We start from the raw sequence: 18,955 nt of genomic DNA, 5'->3' as shown, positions 1-18,955 counted from the left end.
GGCTTCTGGACTTTTTCATTACTTTTTATCTTCCGGGTCGTTCCCGCCTCGTATAAACATCGCATCGCCAAAAGAGAAGAATCTATAACGTTCCTCCACAGCCACCTTATAGGCTGCCATGGTCTTCTCGTAGCCATACAGGGCCGACACCAGCATGATAAGGGTGCTTTCCGGCAGGTGGAAGTTGGTGATCAGGCCGTCGATGCAGTTGAACTTCACGCCTGGATACAGGAAGATAGAAGTGTTGCCGCTGCAGGCGCGGATTTCGCCGTACTTTGCGGCAACGGCTTCCAGCGTGCGGCAGCTGGTAGTGCCCACTGCGATCACACGGTGACCGGCAGCCTTGGTATCGCGGATCATCTGCGCCGTTTTTTCGTCGATGCAGTACCATTCGCTGTGCATTTTGTGATCCGCGATCTCGTCCTCCTGTACAGGGCGGAAGGTGCCCAGACCCACATGCAGGGTCACTTCAGCAATGTTCACGCCCTTGGCGCGGATGGTATCCATCAGTTCCGGGGTGAAGTGCAGGCCAGCCGTGGGCGCTGCGGCGCTGCCAAGCTCCTTGGCATAGACGGTCTGGTACTGGCTCTGATCCTCCAGCTGCTTGGTGATGTAGGGCGGCAGAGGCATTTTGCCAAATTCGTCCAGCTTTTCATAAAGGGTCTCGGTATCGTAATAGAATGTAACGTACTTGTTGCCGTCCTCCATGGTCTCGTCTACCACGGCGGTCAGGCTGCCGTCACCAAAGCTCACCTTCGTGCCGGGCTGCATCCGCTTGCCGGGCTTTGCAAGGCATTCCCACTGGTCACCTTTGACCTGACGCAGCAAAAGCAGCTCACACACAGCACCGGTGGGCTGCTTGACACCCACGATGCGGGCAGGCAGGACCTTGGAATTGTTTACCACCAGCAGGTCGCCCGGCTCTAAAAATTCCGGTAGATCGTGGAAGATCTTGTGCTGGATGCTGTCGTCTTTCTGGCTCAGCACCATCAGCCGTGCAGAGTCTCTGGGGTCAGCCGGCTCCTGTGCAATGAGCTCTTTGGGTAAATCATACCAAAAATCTTTTTTTAACATAGCGTTCAATTTGCCTTTCCGATGATTGACACGGACACCGTATCAATGATATCATAAAATCTGTATAAACAGTATCTATTATATTGCATCGCTGTCCGGTTTGCAAGCCGTGAATCTATGTAATAGAAATATTTATTGAGTTCGCTTTCACGAAAGGAAAGGTGCTGGAAATGGAAAAACAGTATAAAGTGGGTATCGTAGGTGCGACTGGTATGGTCGGTCAGCGTTTTGTGACGCTGCTGGAAAATCACCCCTGGTTCAAGCTGACTGTTCTGGCTGCATCCGGCCGCAGCGCCGGCAAGACCTATGAGGAAGCTGTCGGTCCCCGCTGGGCCATGACCTCCCCCATGCCGGAAAGTGTCAAGAAGATGGTAGTTTTGGATGCATCCAAGGTGGAAGAGGTTGCTTCTCAGGTGGATTTTATCTTCTGTGCAGTCAACATGCCCAAGGATGAGATCAAGGCTCTGGAAGAGGCCTATGCAAAGGCTGAGTGCCCGGTGGTGTCCAACAACAGTGCAAACCGCTTTACCCCGGATGTGCCCATGGTGGTGCCCGAGATCAACGCCGACCACATCGAGATCATCCCCGCACAGCGCAAGCGTCTGGGCACCAAGCGCGGCTTTATTGCCGTTAAGTCCAACTGCAGCCTGCAGAGCTACGTTCCCGCTCTGCACCCGTTGATGAAGGATTTTGGTGTCAGCAAGGCTCTGGTGTGCACCTATCAGGCCATTTCCGGTGCAGGTAAGACCTTTGACCGTATGCCCGAGATCGTGGACAACGTGATCCCCTACATCGGCGGCGAGGAAGAAAAGAGCGAGCGCGAGCCGCTCAAGCTGTGGGGCCACATTGAGGGCGACCATATCGTGAACGCCGAAAAGCCGGTAATCACCGCACAGTGCTTCCGCGTGCCTGTCTCCGACGGCCACACCGCTGCCGTGTTTGTAAGCTTTGAGAAGAAGCCCACCAAGGAGCAGATTTTGGAGGCATGGGCAAACTTCCGCGGCCCCGCACAGGAGCTTGACCTGCCCAGCGCACCCAAGCAGTTCCTGCATTACTTCACCGAGCCGGATCGTCCGCAGCCCAAGCTGGACCGCAACACCGAGAACGGCATGGCTGTGTGCATCGGCCGCCTGCGCGAGGACACCCTGTTTGATTACAAGTTTGCCTGCATGAGCCACAACACCCTGCGCGGTGCTGCAGGCGGCGGCGTTCTGCTGGCAGAGCTGCTGGCCGCAAAGGGCTATTTCGACTAAGTATATTTTGCGCAAAAGCGCATACAAAGGAGTTTTAGGCTATGAAGAATCCTGTCTTTACCGGCGCGGGTGTTGCCATTATCACCCCGATGTACGAGGACGGAAGCATCAACTTTGACGAGCTGGGCCGCATTATTGAGGATCAGATCGCGCACCATACCGATGCCATCATCATCTGCGGCACCACCGGCGAGTGCTCTACTATGACCGATGAGGAGCAGCTTGCCGCCATCAAGTATACGGTGGAGGTTGTCAACCACCGCGTGCCCGTCATTGCAGGCGCTGGCTCCAACGATACCGACCACGGCTGCGCACTGGCCGCAAAGTCTGCCGAATGCGGCGCAGACGCTCTGCTGATGGTGACTCCCTATTACAACAAGACCTCTCAGGCTGGTCTGGTTGCTCACTTTACCGCCATGGCTGAGGCCGGAGGCATCCCGGTGATCATGTACAACGTGCCTTCCCGCACCGGCCTGAACATTGCCCCGGAGACTGCTCTGGAACTGAGCAAGCATCCTCTGATCAACGGCATCAAGGAAGCTTCCGGCAACATCTCTCAGGTAGCCAAGATCGCACAGCTGTGCGGCGACGAGCTGAACATTTATTCCGGCAACGACGATCAGGTGGTTCCCCTGCTGGCTCTGGGCGGCAAGGGCGTGATCAGCGTCGTGTCCAATGTCAAGCCGGAGCTGGTGCACAACTGCTGCAAGGCATTCTTTGACGGCGATACCGCAAAGGCACGTCAGCTGCAGTTGGAAATGCTGCCGCTGGCAGATGCTTTGTTCTGTGAAGTGAATCCCATCCCGGTGAAGTACGCCATGAATGTGCTGGGCTGGAAAGCTGGCGAGTGCCGTCTGCCTTTGGTAGAGCCGAGCGAGGCCCACAAGGAGCAGATTGAAAAGGCTCTGCGTGCAGAGGGTCTTATTACAGAATAAGTTTTTGGCTGCAAAATGCCCGGCGGAGCGCTCTGTCCGGGCATTTTGCGATATGCCGATATGAAAAACGGGCAGGAAAGGATAAAAATTATGACGGATATTGTGATTCAGGGCATCGGCGGCCGCATGGGCCATGTGCTGTGTGATATGATCGCACAGCGCGAGGACTGCCGCGTGATTGCAGGCATCGACCTGAAGGATGGCGAACAGAACGGCATCCCTGTGTATGACAGCCTGGAAAAGCTGGACGGCAAGGGCGATGTGATCATCGATTTCAGCTCTCCGGCCGCTGTGGAAAAGGCTCTGCCCTACTGTGAAGCTCACAAGCTGCCCATCGTGGTGTGCACCACCGGCCTTTCGGAAGAGCTGCAGCTCAAGGTGGTGCAGCTATCCCGCACGGTGCCGGTGTTCAAGAGCGCTAATATGTCCATGGGCATCAATGTGCTGTCGGAGCTGTGCAAGCGCGCTTCGGCTATTCTGGGTGTGAACTACGATGTTGAGATCGTGGAGCAGCACCACCACAACAAGCTGGATGCTCCCAGCGGCACTGCACTGATGCTGGCTGATGCCATCAACGAGCAGAATAATGGCGAATATCATTATGTTTACGACCGTTCTTCTGTCCGCCAGAAGCGCGACCCGAAGGAAATTGGTATCAGTTCCGTGCGCGGCGGCAGCATCGTGGGTGATCACGAAGTGCTGTTCTGCGGTCCGGATGAGGTGATCACCCTCAAGCACACCGCTTACTCCCGCAATATTTTTGCAAACGGCGCTGTGAATGCAGCAGTTTACCTTGCAAAAAAGGAGCCGGGCCTGTACAATATGGGTGATATGATCGCTGCACTTTAAAAAGCCTGATTGCTCTGCTTTTGGCAGAAACATGGTGGAAGGATGTGGACGCGGATGAGCAAACAATCCCCGCAACAGCACCGGCGCAGACCGACTGCAAAACGCCGTGCCAGAAGGCAGGCTTTCTGGACAGCCGGAGCGATGCTGATCGTATTTCTGTTCTGCCTGCCATTGCTGCCAAAGTTCTTTCTGCAGGAAAGCATACCGACGGCAGAACCGGTGAGCACGGAAAGCTCTTCTGCAGGTTCTGCCACTGTATCACAGCCGGAAGAAGCAGAGCCTGCGCCAGAGCCGGAACCGCAGCCGCTGGTTCAGACTGTCCGCTTTTCTGCAACAGGAGATAATCTGATCCACGCTCCCATTTATAAGCAGGCGCAGCGCCGCGCTTCCGGAGAGGAAGCTTACAGTTTCGATTACTGTTACGAACATATTGCGCCTTTTTATGCACAGCATGATGTGAACTGGATCAATCAGGAAACGCTCTGCACGGATGAATTGGAGCCATCCTCCTACCCATGCTTTTCTACGCCGGGCGATTGCGCCCGTGCGCTTTACCGGGCGGGTGTGCGGGTGTTCAGCCTGTCCAATAACCACACCTACGATAAAGGCGCTTCCGGCATTGCCGCTACCCTGCGCTTCTGGGGCAGTATGCCGGAGGATGTTGTAACGATCGGTTTGTGGAAGGGAGAAAGCGACTACGGTCATGTCCCGCTGCAGACTGTCAATGGTGTAACGATCGCATATCTTTCCTACACAGAGCATACCAATGGCATCCCGCAGAACAGCTCCATGCAGGCCAATGTGATCTATACCAGCCAGACCGATGTGATCGAGCAGCAGGTAAAAGCGGCACGTCAGCTTGCAGATTTTGTGGTGGTGGGTGTGCACTGGGGCGTAGAAAACAGCCATGCCATCGCAGATCCGCAGCGAACTCTGGCGCAGAACCTTGCAGACTGGGGTGCAGACTTGATCATTGGCACCCACCCGCATGTGTTGCAAAATGCACAGTGGCTGACTGCAGCAGACGGCAGGCAGGTGTTCACGGCCTATTCTCTGGGCAATTTTATCAGCACGCAGGAAAAGCCCAATCAGCTGGTCGGCGCAATTTTATCGGTTCAGCTTGAAAAAACGACCGAACCGGACGGCACTGTCCGTTGCAGCGTGCTCTCTCCCAGACTTCTGCCGACGGTGACCCACTATGATGCAGGCAAATCCAATGTGCGTACCTACCTGTTCCGCGATTATACCGAAGCCCTTACAAAGGCCCACGGAGTACGGAAGGCGTATCCAGATTTCAGCCTGGAAATGATTCAGTCCATTGCCCGGGAAAATATCGACCCGGAGTTTTTGCAGCTTACCTGAATATTTTTGTATTGTTGAAGCCCGCCTTTCGGGCAGAACGGAGGATCCTTATGTACGGAGTATCGAAGATCAATATTGAGCCGAGCCTCATGATGATCAGTGTGCAGGATGTAGAGTTCAAGGGCAACAGCCTCGCACGTTACCTGCAGATCTTTGCAGATAACGGTGTGGTCGTAGATATGATCAGCCAGAGTGCACCCCATGGCACCACCATTGATTTCAGCTTTACCGCTTCCAGCAGTGATCTTCCGCTGGTGATGAAGGCTATTTCCGTTGCAAATCTGGACAAGGATGCCAAGGCTTCCCCGCTGATCAGCGTGGGTTATTCCAAGCTGAACCTGTTTGGTGAAGAAATGGTCACCAGCTGCGGCGTAGCTGCCCGTGCACTGAATTCTCTGGCAATGGCCGGCATTGAAGTACTGCTTATCACCACCAGCGATCTGGATATTTCCCTGCTGGTCCACGCAGAGAATGAGGATGCAGCTTACGAAGCATTGAAGAAGGCTTACGAGCTGTAAATTTTGCAAGCAAGCGAGCAATCCTCCATCAAGTGAAAAAATGCCGGTGCACTCCAAAACAGAGTACACCGGCATTTTCATGTTCAATATTTTTTACAGAGTGACCTTGTGGTAGATCTTCTTGCCCTTCTTGATCACAATACCCTTTGCCAGCTGCTCAGCAGTGAAGCCAACGGTGGGAGCGGCTACCTTCTCGCCATCCACCAGAACACCGCCCTGCACGACCAGACGGCGTGCCTCGCCGTTGGATGCTGCCAGACCAGCCTTGACCATCAGGGTCAGGATGCCGATGGAGCCATCGGTCAGGTCGGCCTCGGTCAGCTGAGTAGAAGGCATGTGCTCGGTATCCATTGCGCTGCCGCTGAACAGTGCGCGGGCAGCATTCTGGGCCTTTTCGGCCTCTTCTTTGCCATGGACCATGCTGGTCAGCTCGTAAGCCAGAATCTCCTTAGCTTCGTTCAGGCGCTGATCCTTCCATGTGCTCATCTCGTCGATCTGCTCCAGCGGCAGGAAGGTGAGCATACGGATGCACTTCATCACATCGGCATCGCCCACATTGCGCCAGTACTGGTAAAACTCGAATGGACTGGTCTTGTTGGGATCCAGCCAGACGGCATTGCCGGCGGTCTTGCCCATCTTCTTGCCCTGAGAGTCGGTCAGCAGGGTGATGGTCATAGCATAAGCGTCCTTGCCCAGCTTGCGGCGGATCAGCTCGGTGCCGCCCAGCATGTTGCTCCACTGGTCGTCGCCGCCGAACTGCATGTTGCAGCCGTAGTGCTGGAACATGTAGTAGAAGTCGTAGCTCTGCATGATCATGTAGTTGAACTCGAGGAAGGACAGGCCCTTCTCCATGCGCTGCTCGTAGCACTTGGCGCGCAGCATGTTGTTCACGGAGAAGCAGGCACCCACATCACGCAGCAGTTCCACGTAGTTCAGGTTCAGCAGCCAGTCTGCATTGTTCAGCATCAGTGCCTTACCCTCAGAGAAGTCGATGAACTTTTCCATCTGCTTTTTGAAGCATGCGGCATTGTGGGCGATATCCTCTTTGGTCAGCATCTTGCGCATGTCGGTACGGCCGGAGGGGTCGCCGATCATGGTAGTGCCGCCGCCGATCAGGGCAATAGGCTTGTTGCCTGCCATCTGCAGGCGCTTCATCAGGGTCAGGGCCATAAAGTGGCCTGCGGTCAGGCTGTCGGCAGTGCAGTCAAAGCCGATGTAAAAGGTTGCCTTGCCATTGTTGATCAGGTCGATGATCTCTTCATCGGTGATCTGGGCTACCAGGCCGCGGGCCTTGAGTTCTTCATACAGAGTCATGATTTTTTCCTCCTGTTTGTGGGCAGAGGGAAAAATAAAACACCCCCTGCCAAAAATGAATTTGGCAGAGGGCGAGAAAATTCGCGGTACCACCTCTGTTTGCCGCTTCCTCACAGAAACGACCTCACGAGTGCACACCCCAGAGTAGAGAGACACTCCTGCGTTTGTAACGCTCGCACGCGGCACAGCCTACTAACCTGAACGGCATTCAGCCTGCAGCTCCGGGAGGTACTTCCCCTGCTGCTCTGCGGCCCCTTACACCAACCGGGGTTTCTCTGGGCAGAACACTTCAAGGTACTTGTTCCCTTCATCGCCATTAACAAGGACTACTTTATCACAATGCTTCGGGCTTGTCAACCCCTTATCTGCAGCGGCTTATTTTGGCTTATTTTGCGCCAAGACCCAGCATTTCGCGGGCATTGGCACGCGAAAGCTCGGTAACGTGGTCGCCGGAGATCAGCCGGGCCAGTGCTTCCACCCTGCCCTCCTCATCCAACGGATGGATCTCGGTATAGGTGCGGTCATTGGCTACATTTTTCTGAATCAGCAGATGGCAGTCCGCCAGTGCAGCAATCTGGGCTGTATGGGTGATGCACAAGATCTGGTGGCCCTGTGCGCTCTGGCGCAGTACCTCACCAATACGCCCGGCGGCTTTGCCAGAAACACCGCTGTCGATCTCATCATAGATCACGGTAGGCACGGCATCCTTATCGGCCATTGCATTTTTGATGGCCAGCGTGATGCGGCTCAGCTCGCCGCCGGAAGCAATTTTTGCAAGGGGTTTGGGCGCCTCACCGGGGTTTGTGGAAATGTAGAACTCGATGCTGTCCTGCCCATGGCTTGCCAGCGGGCCGCGGGTATGGCGCAGTGTCATGCGCACGCCCGGCATGTTCAGAAAATCCAGCGTGCCGGAAATACGCTTGTTCAGCTCTTCAAAAGCGCGCAGGCGCGTCTGGGTCAGTGCTTCTGCCTTTTCACGGGCCAGCGCATAAAGGCGGAGCTTTTCTGCCTGCAGGTGGTCATGCCGCTCCTGCGAGGACTGGATGCGCTCCAGTTCTTCCCTTGCATTCTGTCCAAAAGCGATCACGTCTTCTACCGTATCACCATATTTGCGCTTGAGCTTGTAGATCAGATCCAGACGCTGCTCAATCTCGTCCAGCTCCGCATCGTTGGTATCATAGGAATCCAGCCGACCGATCAAATCTGCGGCAACATCCTTTGCATTGTAATACAGATCCAGCAGCTGACTGGATGCACCGGCAAGTGCATCATCCAGCTGCGCGGCAGCATCCACTGCATTGGATGCCTCACCCAGCAGATCGACTGCGCCGGAGGCCTCGTCATCGCCCGAAAGCAATGCATAGCTCTGTGCGATCTTATCCCGGATGGCAGATGCATTGGCAAGGATCTTGCGGCGGCTTTCCAGCGTCTGTTCCTCTCCGGCGGTCAGTCCGGCATCCTCGATCTCCTGCACCTGATAGCTCAACAGATCAATCCTGCGCTGCTTTTCGGCTTCGTCGGTGATCATGGCATCCAGCTCCCGCTTGATGCGCACAAGCTCCCGGTACAGGACATAATAGTCCTGAAACTCCACGCTGTTCTGCGCATAATCATCCAGAATGCCCAGATGTCTTGCCGGGTTCAGAAGGCCCACAGAGTCGTGCTGACCGTTGATATTGATAAGTCCTCCGCACAGCTCCCGCAGAACCGCAGCCGTTGCAGGCATTCCGTTGATGCGGCAGGTGCTTTTGCCCTCGGCTGTGATCTCGCGGCTGAGCATCAGTGCATCCGAGCGCTCGTAGCCCGCCTTCTCAAGGCTGTCCAGTACCGTACCGGGCACCTCCTCAAAGGCTGCACGGATCACCGCCTTGGAGGCCCCTGTGCGCACAAGATCCTTTGAAGTGCGGTTTCCCAGGATCGCATTGATGGAATCGATCAGGATCGACTTGCCGGCACCAGTCTCACCGGTAAGAACATTCAGGCCCGGCTTGAAATGTACTTCAGCCTTCTGGATCACAGCAACATTTTCAATTTGCAGGCTGCTCAGCATATCTTTTCTCCCGCGTTATTTTTATCCAATGTGTCTCGTCAGTTCCGAGCAGATCGTTTTTGCATCACGCTCCGACCGTGCAACGATCAGGAACGTGTCGTCGCCCGAAAGCGTGCCGACCACATTTTTCCACTGCAATGCGTCAAAAACCTCGCATGCGGCGTTGGCCATGCCAGAATAGCACTTTACCAGCACAACATGTCCGGCGTAATCTACCCCCAGCACGGATTCATGAAAGATCGTTTCAAACCTTCCCTGCGTTTTGGGGTTGAAGCTTTCGTTCCGGCTGGAGACATAGCGATACCCCTCTGCCGTGGCAGCTTTTACCAAACACAGCTCCCGGATATCGCGGGAAACGGTGGCTTGTGTTACCTCGAATCCCTCTTTGGAAAGGTGATCCAGCAGAACTTCCTGCCGGCTGATCGGGTGTTCCTGCACAAGCCGGAGAATCACCTGCTGACGTTCTCCCTTGCTTTTTACATCTTCCTTACGGCTGCGCGCCATCGTAAACTCGCCTCCCCTTTATCGTCTGCTGCGAAGCTTCTGGTCAATGGCCTGGAACTGATCTGCTTTTCCGAAGGTGATCAGCTTTACCACCTGATCGGAGAGCCTTACTTCAGCCGTTGCGCCGGCCTTGAGCGGACAGCCAGCTCTGCCATCGCAGCTGATAAACACTTCATCATCGGCCACCTGTCCCACACAGATATTCAGCTTGCGCTCCTGCGCAAACACCATGGCCGGGCTGGCCAGACTGTGCGGGCAGATAGGCGTTACAACAACGCCCTTCGTCTGGGAATCCAGGATCGGCCCGCCCGCCGCCAGCGAATACGCTGTGGAGCCGGTGGGCGTTGCAACGATCACACCGTCCCCACGGTAGTGCTCTACTAAAATATCATCGCAGTAAATGCTGAAATCAATCGCCTGCTGCAGGCGGCCCTTTGTGACCACCACGTCATTCAGGGCGTGGCCCTCCCAGCCATCGTGGCCAAGAACGCGGACATACAGCAGCATCCGGTTGTCTACGCTGAACTCTCCCCGTGCAACAGCGGAGAGCTTGGCTTCCATCTCGCTGACTTCGCAGGTAGCCAGAAAGCCACAGCGTCCCAGATTGATGCCCAAGATCGGCTTTGCGTACCGAAGCGAAAGATTTGCCTCATGCAGAATGGTGCCGTCGCCGCCAATGGTCAGGATCACATCTGCCTGCTCAAGGCATTCCTCCAGCGGCAGATAAACCACTCCGGCCGTGCTGCAGCTTGTGCGTGGCTGTTCACACATCAGAACAGCTGCACCATGGTTCATTAGAATCTGCGCCGCGCGCAGTGCAATCTCGTTGGCAGAGGTCTTGCCGGGATTCGGCGAAATATAGATCGTCATGCGGGAAGCTCCTTTTTCTGGTCTGATGGCAGAGCCGCTCAGCGGTCCAGCGTGCTGTGGCTTGCCGCCACCACCTGCTCTGCAACGCTGTCGTCCAGCACGGAAGGTTCACCGCTCTTCTGCACGAACATCAGGTATTCAATGTTGCCCTCAGGTCCCTTTACCGGGCTGAAATCCAATCCGCGTACAGCAAAACCGTTTGCAGCAGCATAGCCCATAGCATTGTGCAGCACTTCACGGTGGGTAGCAGGGTCGCGCACCACACCGTTCTTGCCAACCTTTTCGCGTCCAGCTTCAAACTGCGGCTTGACCAGACAAACGCCCATGGCATCCGGCGTTGTGATTGCCTGTGCCACCGGGAAAATATGGTGCAGCGAGATAAACGAGACATCCACACTGAAAAACTCGATCTGCTCGGCAAGATCCTCCGGTTTGACATTGCGGATGTTCGTGCGCTCCATGTTCACTACGCGCTCGTCTGTGCGCAGACTCCATGCAAGCTGTCCATAGCCGACATCCACCGCATAGACCTTGACGGCACCGTTCTGCAGCATACAATCCGTAAAGCCGCCGGTAGATGCTCCAATGTCCATGCAGACCTTGCCATTGGGTGTAAGCGGGAAACACTTCATAGCTTTTTCCAGCTTCAGGCCGCCGCGGCTGACATAGCCAATGTCGTGCCCGCGCACTTCCACCTTGGCATCTTCCTTAATCATCTCTCCGGCCTTGTCCACCTTTTGCTCATTGACAAAAACGATGCCGGACATGATCAGCGCCTTTGCGCGCTCACGGCTCTGTGTCAGACCATGCTGAACAAGATATTGGTCCAATCGAATCTTCACAGTAAATTTTCTCCTTTCGTCACGGCCATCTGCACGGCCTGTACAAGATGCGCTGCATCCAGACCGGTTGCCTGTTTGATCTGTGCCACACTGGCATGCGGAAGACACGCGTTCCGCACCGCACAATGGATAAAGCGCCCATTCCATCCGTTTTGCTGCAAAGCATATTCCAGATGTTCACCAATGCTTCCGTTTGCAATGCATTCTTCCGCAAACAGGATTATTTTATATTTTGACAGATCAGCGATTATTTTTCCTGTAAAGGGATACAGCTTTACAACCTTTATCACATCACACGCAATGCTTTTCTGCTGTAATTCACGTTCTGCCTGCAAAAGGTCGGCCAGTTCGTCGGCGTAACTCACCAGAACGATTGTTGTATCATCCACCTTGCGCAGGAAATCATAATCTTCGCCGGTGCAGCCAAATTCCGCCAGAGCTGCATCCTGCCCACCGCGGGGATAACGAATTGCCCGTGGGCCATGGAAGCGGTCACTCAACAGCTTCTGCAGCCAGTAATTCAGTTCCTGATAATTGGAAGGCGCATACAGCGGCATTCCAAGCTGGCTCAGGAAAGCGGGATCGTAAATGCCCTGATGTGTTTCGCCATCCGCTGGGACAAAACCGGCGCGGTCGATGGCAAAAACTACATTCTCCCGCAGCAGATTTACGTCGTGGATGATCTGATCATAGGAACGCTGCAGGAAGGTGGAATAAATGCATACCACCGGCAGCATGCCCTGACTTGCAAGCCCGGCAGCAAAGGTCACAGCATGCTGCTCTGCCATACCGACATCAAAAAAACGCTCCGGGTGGCTGTGCGCAAAAAACTGCAGGCCGGTGCCATACTTCATTGCTGCAGTGATGGCGCAGATATTCGGGTTCCGGTCGCCTTCCGTCACAAGAGCATTGCCAAATACCGTCGAGAACGATTCCTTTGGTGCCACCTCCGGGTCGGGCATTCCATCCGGATCAAATGCCGACACGCCGTGATAGTTGCCGGGGTTTACCTCGGCCGGCTGATAGCCCTTGCCCTTTTTTGTGATCACGTGCAGAAAATGTGGCCCTTGCCGGTTGCGGATGGTGCGCAGTGTGCGTTCCAGCTCTTCCACGTTGTGGCCATCCACCGGCCCGATGTACTGGAAGCCCATATCCTCGAACATGGTAGAGTGGTACATTGCCCGACGCAAAAGCGTCTTGCACTCGGTAATGTTTTTTTTCAGTGGAGCGCCCACCAGCGGTACTCCATCCAAAAAGCTGCGCACATTATCCTTGGCATCAAAATAGGCCGTGGTCGTGCGCAAATGAGTCAGATAGCGGGCAAGTGCACCGACATTTTTAGAAATGGACATCTTGTTGTCGTTCAGGATCACAAGAAGGTTGTCCAGCTGTTCAATGTTGTTCATGCCCTCGTAGACCATGCCGCCGGTAAAGGCACCATCGCCGATCACCGCGACCACAAGCCCTGCTTCATGATGCAGCTTTTTGGCCCACGCCATGCCGATCGCAAGCGAAAGCGCCGTGTTTCCGTGCCCGGCAATGAATGCATCGTGTTCACTCTCGTTCGGGTTCGGGAAACCGGAGATCCCGTCGAGCTGACGCAGCTTATCAAACTGTCCGCGCCGACCCGTAAGGATCTTGTGTGTGTAGCACTGGTGACCGACATCAAACACGATTTTGTCCTGTGGTGTATCCAGAACACGGTGCAGCGCAACGGTAAGCTCTACCACGCCAAGGTTTGAGGCAAGATGGCCGCCCGTCTTGGAAATATTCTCCAGCAGAAACTGGCGGATCTCCGCGCACAGCTGTTTCACCTGTTGTTCATTCAGTTGCTTTAAATCTCTGGGCTGATTGATGCTGTCCAGCAGCAATGCTCCCATAAATCACACGTCCTTCAAATGAAGATTTTCTGTTGCTGCAGTGCGTTCCTGCGTGAAAAAAGAATGTCTCAAGCCAGCGGATACAGGAAGCCGACGGCTGCGCCAACCAGTACGCCTGCCACGACCTGCAGCGGCGTATGGCCGACCATCTCCTTCAGATGCATGTTCTGCAGGAAAGGAGCATTCTTCTCGCTCACTTCGATCCACTGATCGATCATCTGGTTCAGGACCTTGGCCTGCTCGCCAGTCTCATGCCGCACGCCCATGGCATCGTGCATGGTAATGATTGCCACCACGCTTGCCACTGCAAAAATGGCAGAGTCAACACCCACACAGCGTCCGGTTGCAATGACCATGGCACAGACCGTTGCGCTGTGGGCACTGGGCATACCGCCATCACCCCACATGCGTTCCAACTGGAACTTGCCCAGCAGGATAAAATTGATGATGGTTTTAAGCACCTGCGCCACAAGCCAGCCGAGCAGTGAAACCGTAAGGATCTGATTGAAAGACAGGATGTTTTGAATAAGCTGCATAATCTTTTTCCTTTATTCTGTATGGATTATTTTTAGTTTTTACGCACAAGAAGCTGCTGCGCAAGCTGTTCCAGAAACGCAGCTTTTTCGCCAAAATTCCGGTGCAGTTCCGTGCAGGTCTCCTGATTCAGGTCATGTGCAAGCTTCATGGCACCTTCCGCACCATAAAGGGTCACAAAGGTAGTCTTTCCATTTTCGCTGTCGCTGCCAATGGGCTTGCCCAGCTGTTCCGGTGTGCTGGTAACATCCAGTACATCGTCCACGATCTGAAAAACAAGACCCAGACCATAAGCATACTGTTCCAGCGCTCTGCACTGTGCTTCATCCGCTTTGGCCGCAGCCGCACCCATCTGAATGGCTGCATTGATCAGCGCACCCGTTTTATTGCGGTGGATCAGCCGAAGCTGGTCTTCTGTTGCGGCCAACGCTTCGTATTTCAGATCCAGTTCCTGCCCATAGACCATGCCGCGGCTGCCAGCGCCTGCACCCAGTGCCCGCGCTGCCTGTACACAGACAGACGCATCTGCCGGGGCATTGGCGACTGTCTCAAATGCTTCTGTCAGCAGCACATCACCGGCCAGCATGGCAGTTGCTTCGCTAAACGCCTTGTGGCAGGAAGGACGGCCGCGGCGCAGATCATCATTGTCCATGCAGGGCAGGTCATCGTGAATGAGCGAATAGCAGTGCAGCATTTCTACAGCAGCTGCAAACTGCTGTGCCGCCTGCATACTGCCGCCCAGCATATCGCAGACGCTGAGAACAAGAACTGCACGGATCCGTTTGCCGCCGCCCATCAGGCTGTAGCGTGCCGCACGGCACACCTCGGATTCTTCCGGCAGAAAACGGCCGCAGGCCTTTTCCAGCGCGGCCATTGCCTGTGCCAGATAATTCTGATACTGCTCCTGATAGTCCATTAGCTTTCCTCCTGCACTGTGCCCGCAAGCTTTGCGTCGATCTCGTCAATCTGCAGCGATGTTTTTTCCAGTGCAGCATGGCAGTACTCCATCAGAGAAGCGGCCTCTGCATACAGTTTGACCGAATCTGCAAGGGTCGTATCCTCGCTCTGCATCTGTGCAAGGAGCGTATTCAGCCGTTCCATGCCTTCCTCAAAACTTTTGGGTGCTCTCATTGATCTCCTCCACCGCTTCCACCCTGCACTTTGCACGGCGGGAAGCGCTGCGAACATAGATTGTTTTTTCCGGCTGCAGATCATCTGCATTTAAAATAGTGCCGTTGGCTGCTGTGACCATCGTGTAGCCGCGCGCCAGCACCTTGTATGGATCCAGCGATCCAGTAAGTGCTGCCGCATGACCCAGCTGCAATTCTGCAGAATGCAGGCGTTTCTGCATCTGCTGACGGATGGCATCCTGCACCTGCTGCAGCTGACCCTGACTTTTTTGCCAGTTTCGGCGTGCAAGGCCCTGCTCCAACACAAAGTTGTATTGTTCCAGACCATTATAGCATAAATCAAAACGTTTTTGCATATTTTTGCGAATATTTTGCTGCAAATCCAGTAATATCCGTTCCTGCTCTGCCCGATCCGGTACAGCCAGCTCTGCTGCAGCCGAAGGTGTGGGGGCACGGCAGTCTGCCACAAAATCCAGAATAGTATAGTCGATCTCGTGGCCGATTGCGCTGATCAGTGGTTTTTTGCAGCGGTATGCAGCCCGGGCGATCATCTCTGCGTTAAAGACCCACAGGTCTTCCCGGCTGCCGCCTCCGCGTGCAACGATGATCTCGTCCACCTCTTTGCGCTGATCCAGCTTTTTGATGGCATCGGCCACCTGCTGCGCGGCTTCAAACCCCTGCACTGTCACCGGACACAGCAGCAGCCGTACCGATGGCCAGCGCCGTGTGAGCACATTGCGGATGTCCTGCAGGGCAGCTCCCGTCTTGCTGGTAACAACACCGATGCATTTAGGAAATTCCGGCAGCGGCTTTTTGTGCTCCGGTGCAAACAGGCCCTCCTGCTCCAGTTTCGCCTTGAGCTGTTCCAACGCCAGCTGTGCGGCACCAATGCCATCCGGGAACATATCGTTCACGTACAGCTGAAATGCGCCGTCGCGCTCATAAAGGGTAGCGCGGCAGCGCACGACTACACGCATTCCCTCTTCCGGGCGGAAAGCAAGGCGGCGTGCATCAGTGCGGAACATTACCGCTTTGACGCTGCAGACATCATCCCGCAGAGAAAAATAGCAGTGCCCGCTGCGCGCATTCTGTACAAAATTTGCGATCTCGCCGCGCAGGGCAAGGTCAAACAAAGCATCGTTGGCATCCAGCAGCGTTTTTACATAACGGTTGAGTGCTGAAACGGTAATCACTTCAGCCATAATCCGGCCTCCCGCGCTGCCAGGATCGAAACACCGATGGCATTATCGCTGGAATACTGTCCCGGCACAAAGTAGACCTGCGGCAGACGTTTCTGCACCCATGCACGGATGATATCGCTGCTCATCACTCCGCCAGCACATACCACCGGCAGGCCGGGGTATTCCTTCTGTGCAGCTTTGGTCATTTTTACCACTGTATCCGCCACACAGAGCAGGCAGTACTTGCACACATATTCCGGCGTTTTGCCTGCGGCAAGCAGGGCATTGCACTGGTTTTCCAGCCCGGAAAGGCTGCATTGCATCCCCTTCACGCTGGATTTTGGCTTGATCTCCTCAGTGCACTGTGCAGCCAGACGGGAAACCTCGGCACCCGCCGGGAAGCCAAAGCCAAGCCTGACCCCCACACGGTCCACAGCCTGTCCGGCATAAAGGTCTGTGCTGGTGCCAAGCGTTGTGATCCGGCGCACCTGATCGCAGAGCAGCAGGTCCGTGGTGCCGCCGGAAATATGGAACAGCAGAACTTTTTCAGCAAACAGCTGTTCCCCCTTAGCTGCAAACAGCGCTGCGGCAGCGTGACCCTGCTGATGGGTCGTCAGCACAAGTGGGATCCCTTTTGCATGTGCAAAGGCCGTTGCAGCATTGACACCTGCAAGAAAGCAAGGCATATAGCTGCCTTCTACCGGGCGGGGCTTTTGCGATACGCCCACAGCATCGATCTGCGTCAGATCAAATTCCTGCGCCAGTTCCTGCATCATCTCCGGCAGCGCGACCGTATGATGAAACAGTGCATCGCTTTGCCGCAGGCCCAGCTGGCCCGCTTTTACCGGCAAAAAGCGCTTCTTTGCGCAAACAACCTCTCCAGCTGTATCAAACACTGCCAGAGAGGTTGCATAGTTGCTTGTATCAATGCCAAGCGTATAACGGCTCACTGTTCGGCCTGCTCCGCATCCAGACCGTGATCCCGGGCCACTGCGCCAAGCAGACCGTTCACGAACTGGTAATCTTCGTCCGCACCATACTTTTTCGTCAGTTCCACCGCCTCGTTGATGGCAACACCGGGCTTATTCTCGCCGCCAAACAGCATCTCGGCAACTGCCAGACGCAGGATGGTCAGGCTGACACGAGGCAGGCGCTCCATGGTCCAGTTGCGCAGATGTGCACGGATCTCATCATCCACCTCGGCAGAATGATCGTAGTATGCGTTCAGCAGATGCTTGCTGAAACCATCCACAGGGTGCTCTTCATCGTTTTCTTCATGGCTGGTAATGGCCTCTGCCAGCGGGATATCACCAAAGGTCTGCGAAAATGCCAGCAAAAATGCATTTTCGCGTGCTTCTCTACGGGGCAAAATATTTTCCATAATGTTCCTCTCGCAGCACGAAGCCTCTCTGGCCAGAGCACAGAGAGGATCGGCTTCCAATTCTGAATTTTATTTTACTTCTCTGCTGCAGTGGTTTCTGCAAGGCCGGCGATCACCAGATTGACGCGGCTCACAGTGACATTGGTCATGTTCTGCACAGCGTTCTTCACGTTTTCCTGCACCTTTTCGGCCACAGCAGGAATGCGTGCGCCAAAGCTCATCATCAGGTTCAGAGTGATGTTTGCGGTACCATCCCGCATTTCCACCACGACCGGAGACTGGATGCTGGATGCTTCCAGCAGATCCTTGAGCTTTTTATTTTGTCTGCCGCAGGAAACCTCGGCAACGCCGTCAATTTCCAATGCTGCGCAGCGTGCGATCTTGCCAATGACTTCGGTGGAGATCTGAAGGCTGCCGCCCCGAAGATCTGTATTCTGAAAATCCATTGTGTTGTCCTCCATTCAAAAGCGGGCACAGCCTGCTTTTTCTTGTTTGAAATGGTCCTGCCTGAAACGATCAATGCCATACGCAGGACAACATCATTCTTTATTGATAGAGTTATTATACCATCAAAGCGGGTGCGATTTCAATACTTGTTTCGGAAAACTCTGCCGCACCTTCTTATTTGACCTCCACCACCGTGATGTTCTGGGCAGTCACAGTGCTTTTGTTCAGCACCACATCCCGGATCTGTGCCACCTGTGCCGCTGTGAGCGGTTCACCGGAGGTCATCACGGTAAGGTCTGCCCGGCCGGACTGCAAAAAGCACAGGCAGTCTGCAAAACCTTTGGCTTTGATCAGCGTTTCGATCTCATTCTCCGCATTCAGATCTTCCAGATTTGCGGTCATCTGGGCGGTATATTCCTTCTTTTCCTCTGCGGAAAGCGACGAGGATTTCATCGTTTTCTTGATGGAATCCATCGCCTCATCGTGGGCCTTCTGTCGCTTAAGCCGAGCCTGCTCAAAAAACTTTGCACCGCTGTCACTGGCAACGCTTACAAGCTGCGCTTCACCATAGTTTTTGTTGGCGCTGGACACCGCTTCGGCCTCTGTGGGCAGCTCATCCAGAACCGTCTGCGCCTGTACCGGGACATCCTCAGCCTCTGCCGCGACCATTGCAGCATTGTCCGGCAGTTCCGTGGGCACATCGCTGCGGGCGTACTGCCAGTTCAAGTATACGGCAATCACCAGTGCGGCAGCCAATGTAACAGCTGTGGCCCTGCGGGTATTTCTGGAAAGTGCTCTCATAAATCGTTCCTCCTTATAAAAGCTGCAGGG

The 18,955-nt window shown here is 54.8% G+C and carries 20 protein-coding genes and 1 other annotated feature; of the genes, 5 read left to right on the top strand and 15 right to left on the bottom strand.

The features are described 5' to 3' along the window. Positions 1 to 18: 18 nt before the first annotated feature. The gene (gene queA / locus J3348_RS00895; RefSeq protein WP_207698076.1) at positions 19 to 1,074 is read right to left on the bottom strand and encodes a tRNA preQ1(34) S-adenosylmethionine ribosyltransferase-isomerase QueA; all 1,056 of its coding nucleotides are present in this window, start codon (positions 1,072 to 1,074) and stop codon (positions 19 to 21) included. A 170-nt stretch (positions 1,075 to 1,244) separates the two neighbouring features. Between queA and asd the strand changes: the two genes are divergently transcribed. The 5 genes from asd to J3348_RS00870 all read left to right on the top strand — a co-directional run bounded on the left by asd (position 1,245) and on the right by J3348_RS00870 (position 5,991). Next, positions 1,245 to 2,327, top strand: coding sequence for an aspartate-semialdehyde dehydrogenase (gene asd / locus J3348_RS00890; RefSeq protein WP_005942078.1), 1,083 nt, complete (start codon positions 1,245 to 1,247; stop codon positions 2,325 to 2,327). 41 nt (positions 2,328 to 2,368) lie between these two features. After that, a complete protein-coding gene (gene dapA, locus J3348_RS00885; RefSeq protein ID WP_207698075.1) occupies positions 2,369 to 3,262 on the top strand; it encodes a 4-hydroxy-tetrahydrodipicolinate synthase in 894 nt (297 codons plus the stop codon). A gap of 90 nt (positions 3,263 to 3,352) precedes the next feature. Further along, positions 3,353 to 4,111, top strand: a complete 759-nt coding sequence (gene dapB, locus J3348_RS00880; protein WP_044953691.1) for a 4-hydroxy-tetrahydrodipicolinate reductase — start codon at positions 3,353 to 3,355, stop codon at positions 4,109 to 4,111. Between the two features lie 54 nt (positions 4,112 to 4,165). Then, complete coding sequence (locus J3348_RS00875) at positions 4,166 to 5,473, top strand: CapA family protein (RefSeq protein WP_242702822.1); 1,308 nt, start codon at positions 4,166 to 4,168, stop codon at positions 5,471 to 5,473. 50 nt (positions 5,474 to 5,523) lie between these two features. Continuing rightward, positions 5,524 to 5,991, top strand: a complete 468-nt coding sequence (locus J3348_RS00870) for an ACT domain-containing protein (RefSeq protein WP_097775498.1) — start codon at positions 5,524 to 5,526, stop codon at positions 5,989 to 5,991. 93 nt (positions 5,992 to 6,084) lie between these two features. Here the strand turns inward: J3348_RS00870 and tyrS are convergent, their stop codons facing one another. From tyrS to J3348_RS00800, 14 genes are all read right to left on the bottom strand, one after another. Continuing rightward, positions 6,085 to 7,305 (bottom strand): tyrosine--tRNA ligase, encoded by a 1,221-nt coding sequence (gene tyrS, locus J3348_RS00865; protein ID WP_044953690.1) that lies wholly within the window; start codon positions 7,303 to 7,305, stop codon positions 6,085 to 6,087. Positions 7,306 to 7,369: 64 nt separating this feature from the next. Further along, positions 7,370 to 7,625 (bottom strand) — a binding site (T-box leader). Between the two features lie 65 nt (positions 7,626 to 7,690). Next, a complete protein-coding gene (gene recN, locus J3348_RS00860) occupies positions 7,691 to 9,355 on the bottom strand; it encodes a DNA repair protein RecN (RefSeq protein WP_207698073.1) in 1,665 nt (554 codons plus the stop codon). Between the two features lie 21 nt (positions 9,356 to 9,376). Further along, positions 9,377 to 9,859 carry an arginine repressor ArgR gene (locus tag J3348_RS00855; protein ID WP_005942062.1) on the bottom strand — a complete coding sequence of 161 codons (483 nt, stop codon included), beginning with the start codon at positions 9,857 to 9,859 and terminating at the stop codon, positions 9,377 to 9,379. A gap of 18 nt (positions 9,860 to 9,877) precedes the next feature. Next, the gene (locus J3348_RS00850; RefSeq protein WP_005942060.1) at positions 9,878 to 10,729 is read right to left on the bottom strand and encodes an NAD(+)/NADH kinase; all 852 of its coding nucleotides are present in this window, start codon (positions 10,727 to 10,729) and stop codon (positions 9,878 to 9,880) included. A gap of 38 nt (positions 10,730 to 10,767) precedes the next feature. Next, positions 10,768 to 11,571 (bottom strand): TlyA family RNA methyltransferase, encoded by an 804-nt coding sequence (locus J3348_RS00845; protein WP_005942058.1) that lies wholly within the window; start codon positions 11,569 to 11,571, stop codon positions 10,768 to 10,770. Further along, positions 11,568 to 13,451 carry a 1-deoxy-D-xylulose-5-phosphate synthase gene (dxs, locus tag J3348_RS00840; protein ID WP_207698072.1) on the bottom strand — a complete coding sequence of 628 codons (1,884 nt, stop codon included), beginning with the start codon at positions 13,449 to 13,451 and terminating at the stop codon, positions 11,568 to 11,570. Before dxs ends, J3348_RS00845 begins: the two co-directional genes overlap by 4 nt. A 68-nt stretch (positions 13,452 to 13,519) precedes the next feature. Further along, positions 13,520 to 13,987 carry a divergent PAP2 family protein gene (locus J3348_RS00835; RefSeq protein ID WP_005942054.1) on the bottom strand — a complete coding sequence of 156 codons (468 nt, stop codon included), beginning with the start codon at positions 13,985 to 13,987 and terminating at the stop codon, positions 13,520 to 13,522. 32 nt (positions 13,988 to 14,019) lie between these two features. After that, a complete protein-coding gene (locus J3348_RS00830) occupies positions 14,020 to 14,901 on the bottom strand; it encodes a polyprenyl synthetase family protein (RefSeq protein WP_120079276.1) in 882 nt (293 codons plus the stop codon). Further along, positions 14,901 to 15,116 (bottom strand): exodeoxyribonuclease VII small subunit, encoded by a 216-nt coding sequence (gene xseB / locus J3348_RS00825; protein WP_242702821.1) that lies wholly within the window; start codon positions 15,114 to 15,116, stop codon positions 14,901 to 14,903. The genes J3348_RS00830 and xseB overlap by 1 nt, the downstream gene beginning before the upstream one ends. Further along, positions 15,094 to 16,317, bottom strand: coding sequence for an exodeoxyribonuclease VII large subunit (gene xseA, locus J3348_RS00820; protein ID WP_207698071.1), 1,224 nt, complete (start codon positions 16,315 to 16,317; stop codon positions 15,094 to 15,096). The genes xseB and xseA overlap by 23 nt, the downstream gene beginning before the upstream one ends. Beyond that, a complete protein-coding gene (locus J3348_RS00815; protein WP_097781770.1) occupies positions 16,305 to 17,246 on the bottom strand; it encodes a glycoprotease in 942 nt (313 codons plus the stop codon). The genes xseA and J3348_RS00815 overlap by 13 nt, the downstream gene beginning before the upstream one ends. Then, positions 17,243 to 17,677 carry a transcription antitermination factor NusB gene (gene nusB, locus J3348_RS00810; protein WP_005942043.1) on the bottom strand — a complete coding sequence of 145 codons (435 nt, stop codon included), beginning with the start codon at positions 17,675 to 17,677 and terminating at the stop codon, positions 17,243 to 17,245. Before nusB ends, J3348_RS00815 begins: the two co-directional genes overlap by 4 nt. Positions 17,678 to 17,751: 74 nt before the next feature. Continuing rightward, positions 17,752 to 18,123, bottom strand: a complete 372-nt coding sequence (locus tag J3348_RS00805) for an Asp23/Gls24 family envelope stress response protein (RefSeq protein ID WP_242702820.1) — start codon at positions 18,121 to 18,123, stop codon at positions 17,752 to 17,754. Between the two features lie 175 nt (positions 18,124 to 18,298). After that, positions 18,299 to 18,925, bottom strand: a complete 627-nt coding sequence (locus tag J3348_RS00800; protein WP_005942037.1) for a SpoIIIAH-like family protein — start codon at positions 18,923 to 18,925, stop codon at positions 18,299 to 18,301. Between the last annotated feature and the right edge of the window lie 30 nt (positions 18,926 to 18,955).

Origin of the sequence: Faecalibacterium sp. Marseille-Q4896 (genome assembly GCF_017377615.1) — a bacterium.
Lineage (GTDB): Bacteria > Bacillota > Clostridia > Oscillospirales > Ruminococcaceae > Faecalibacterium > Faecalibacterium taiwanense.
This window is presented reverse-complemented; position numbering and strand designations above follow the sequence as displayed.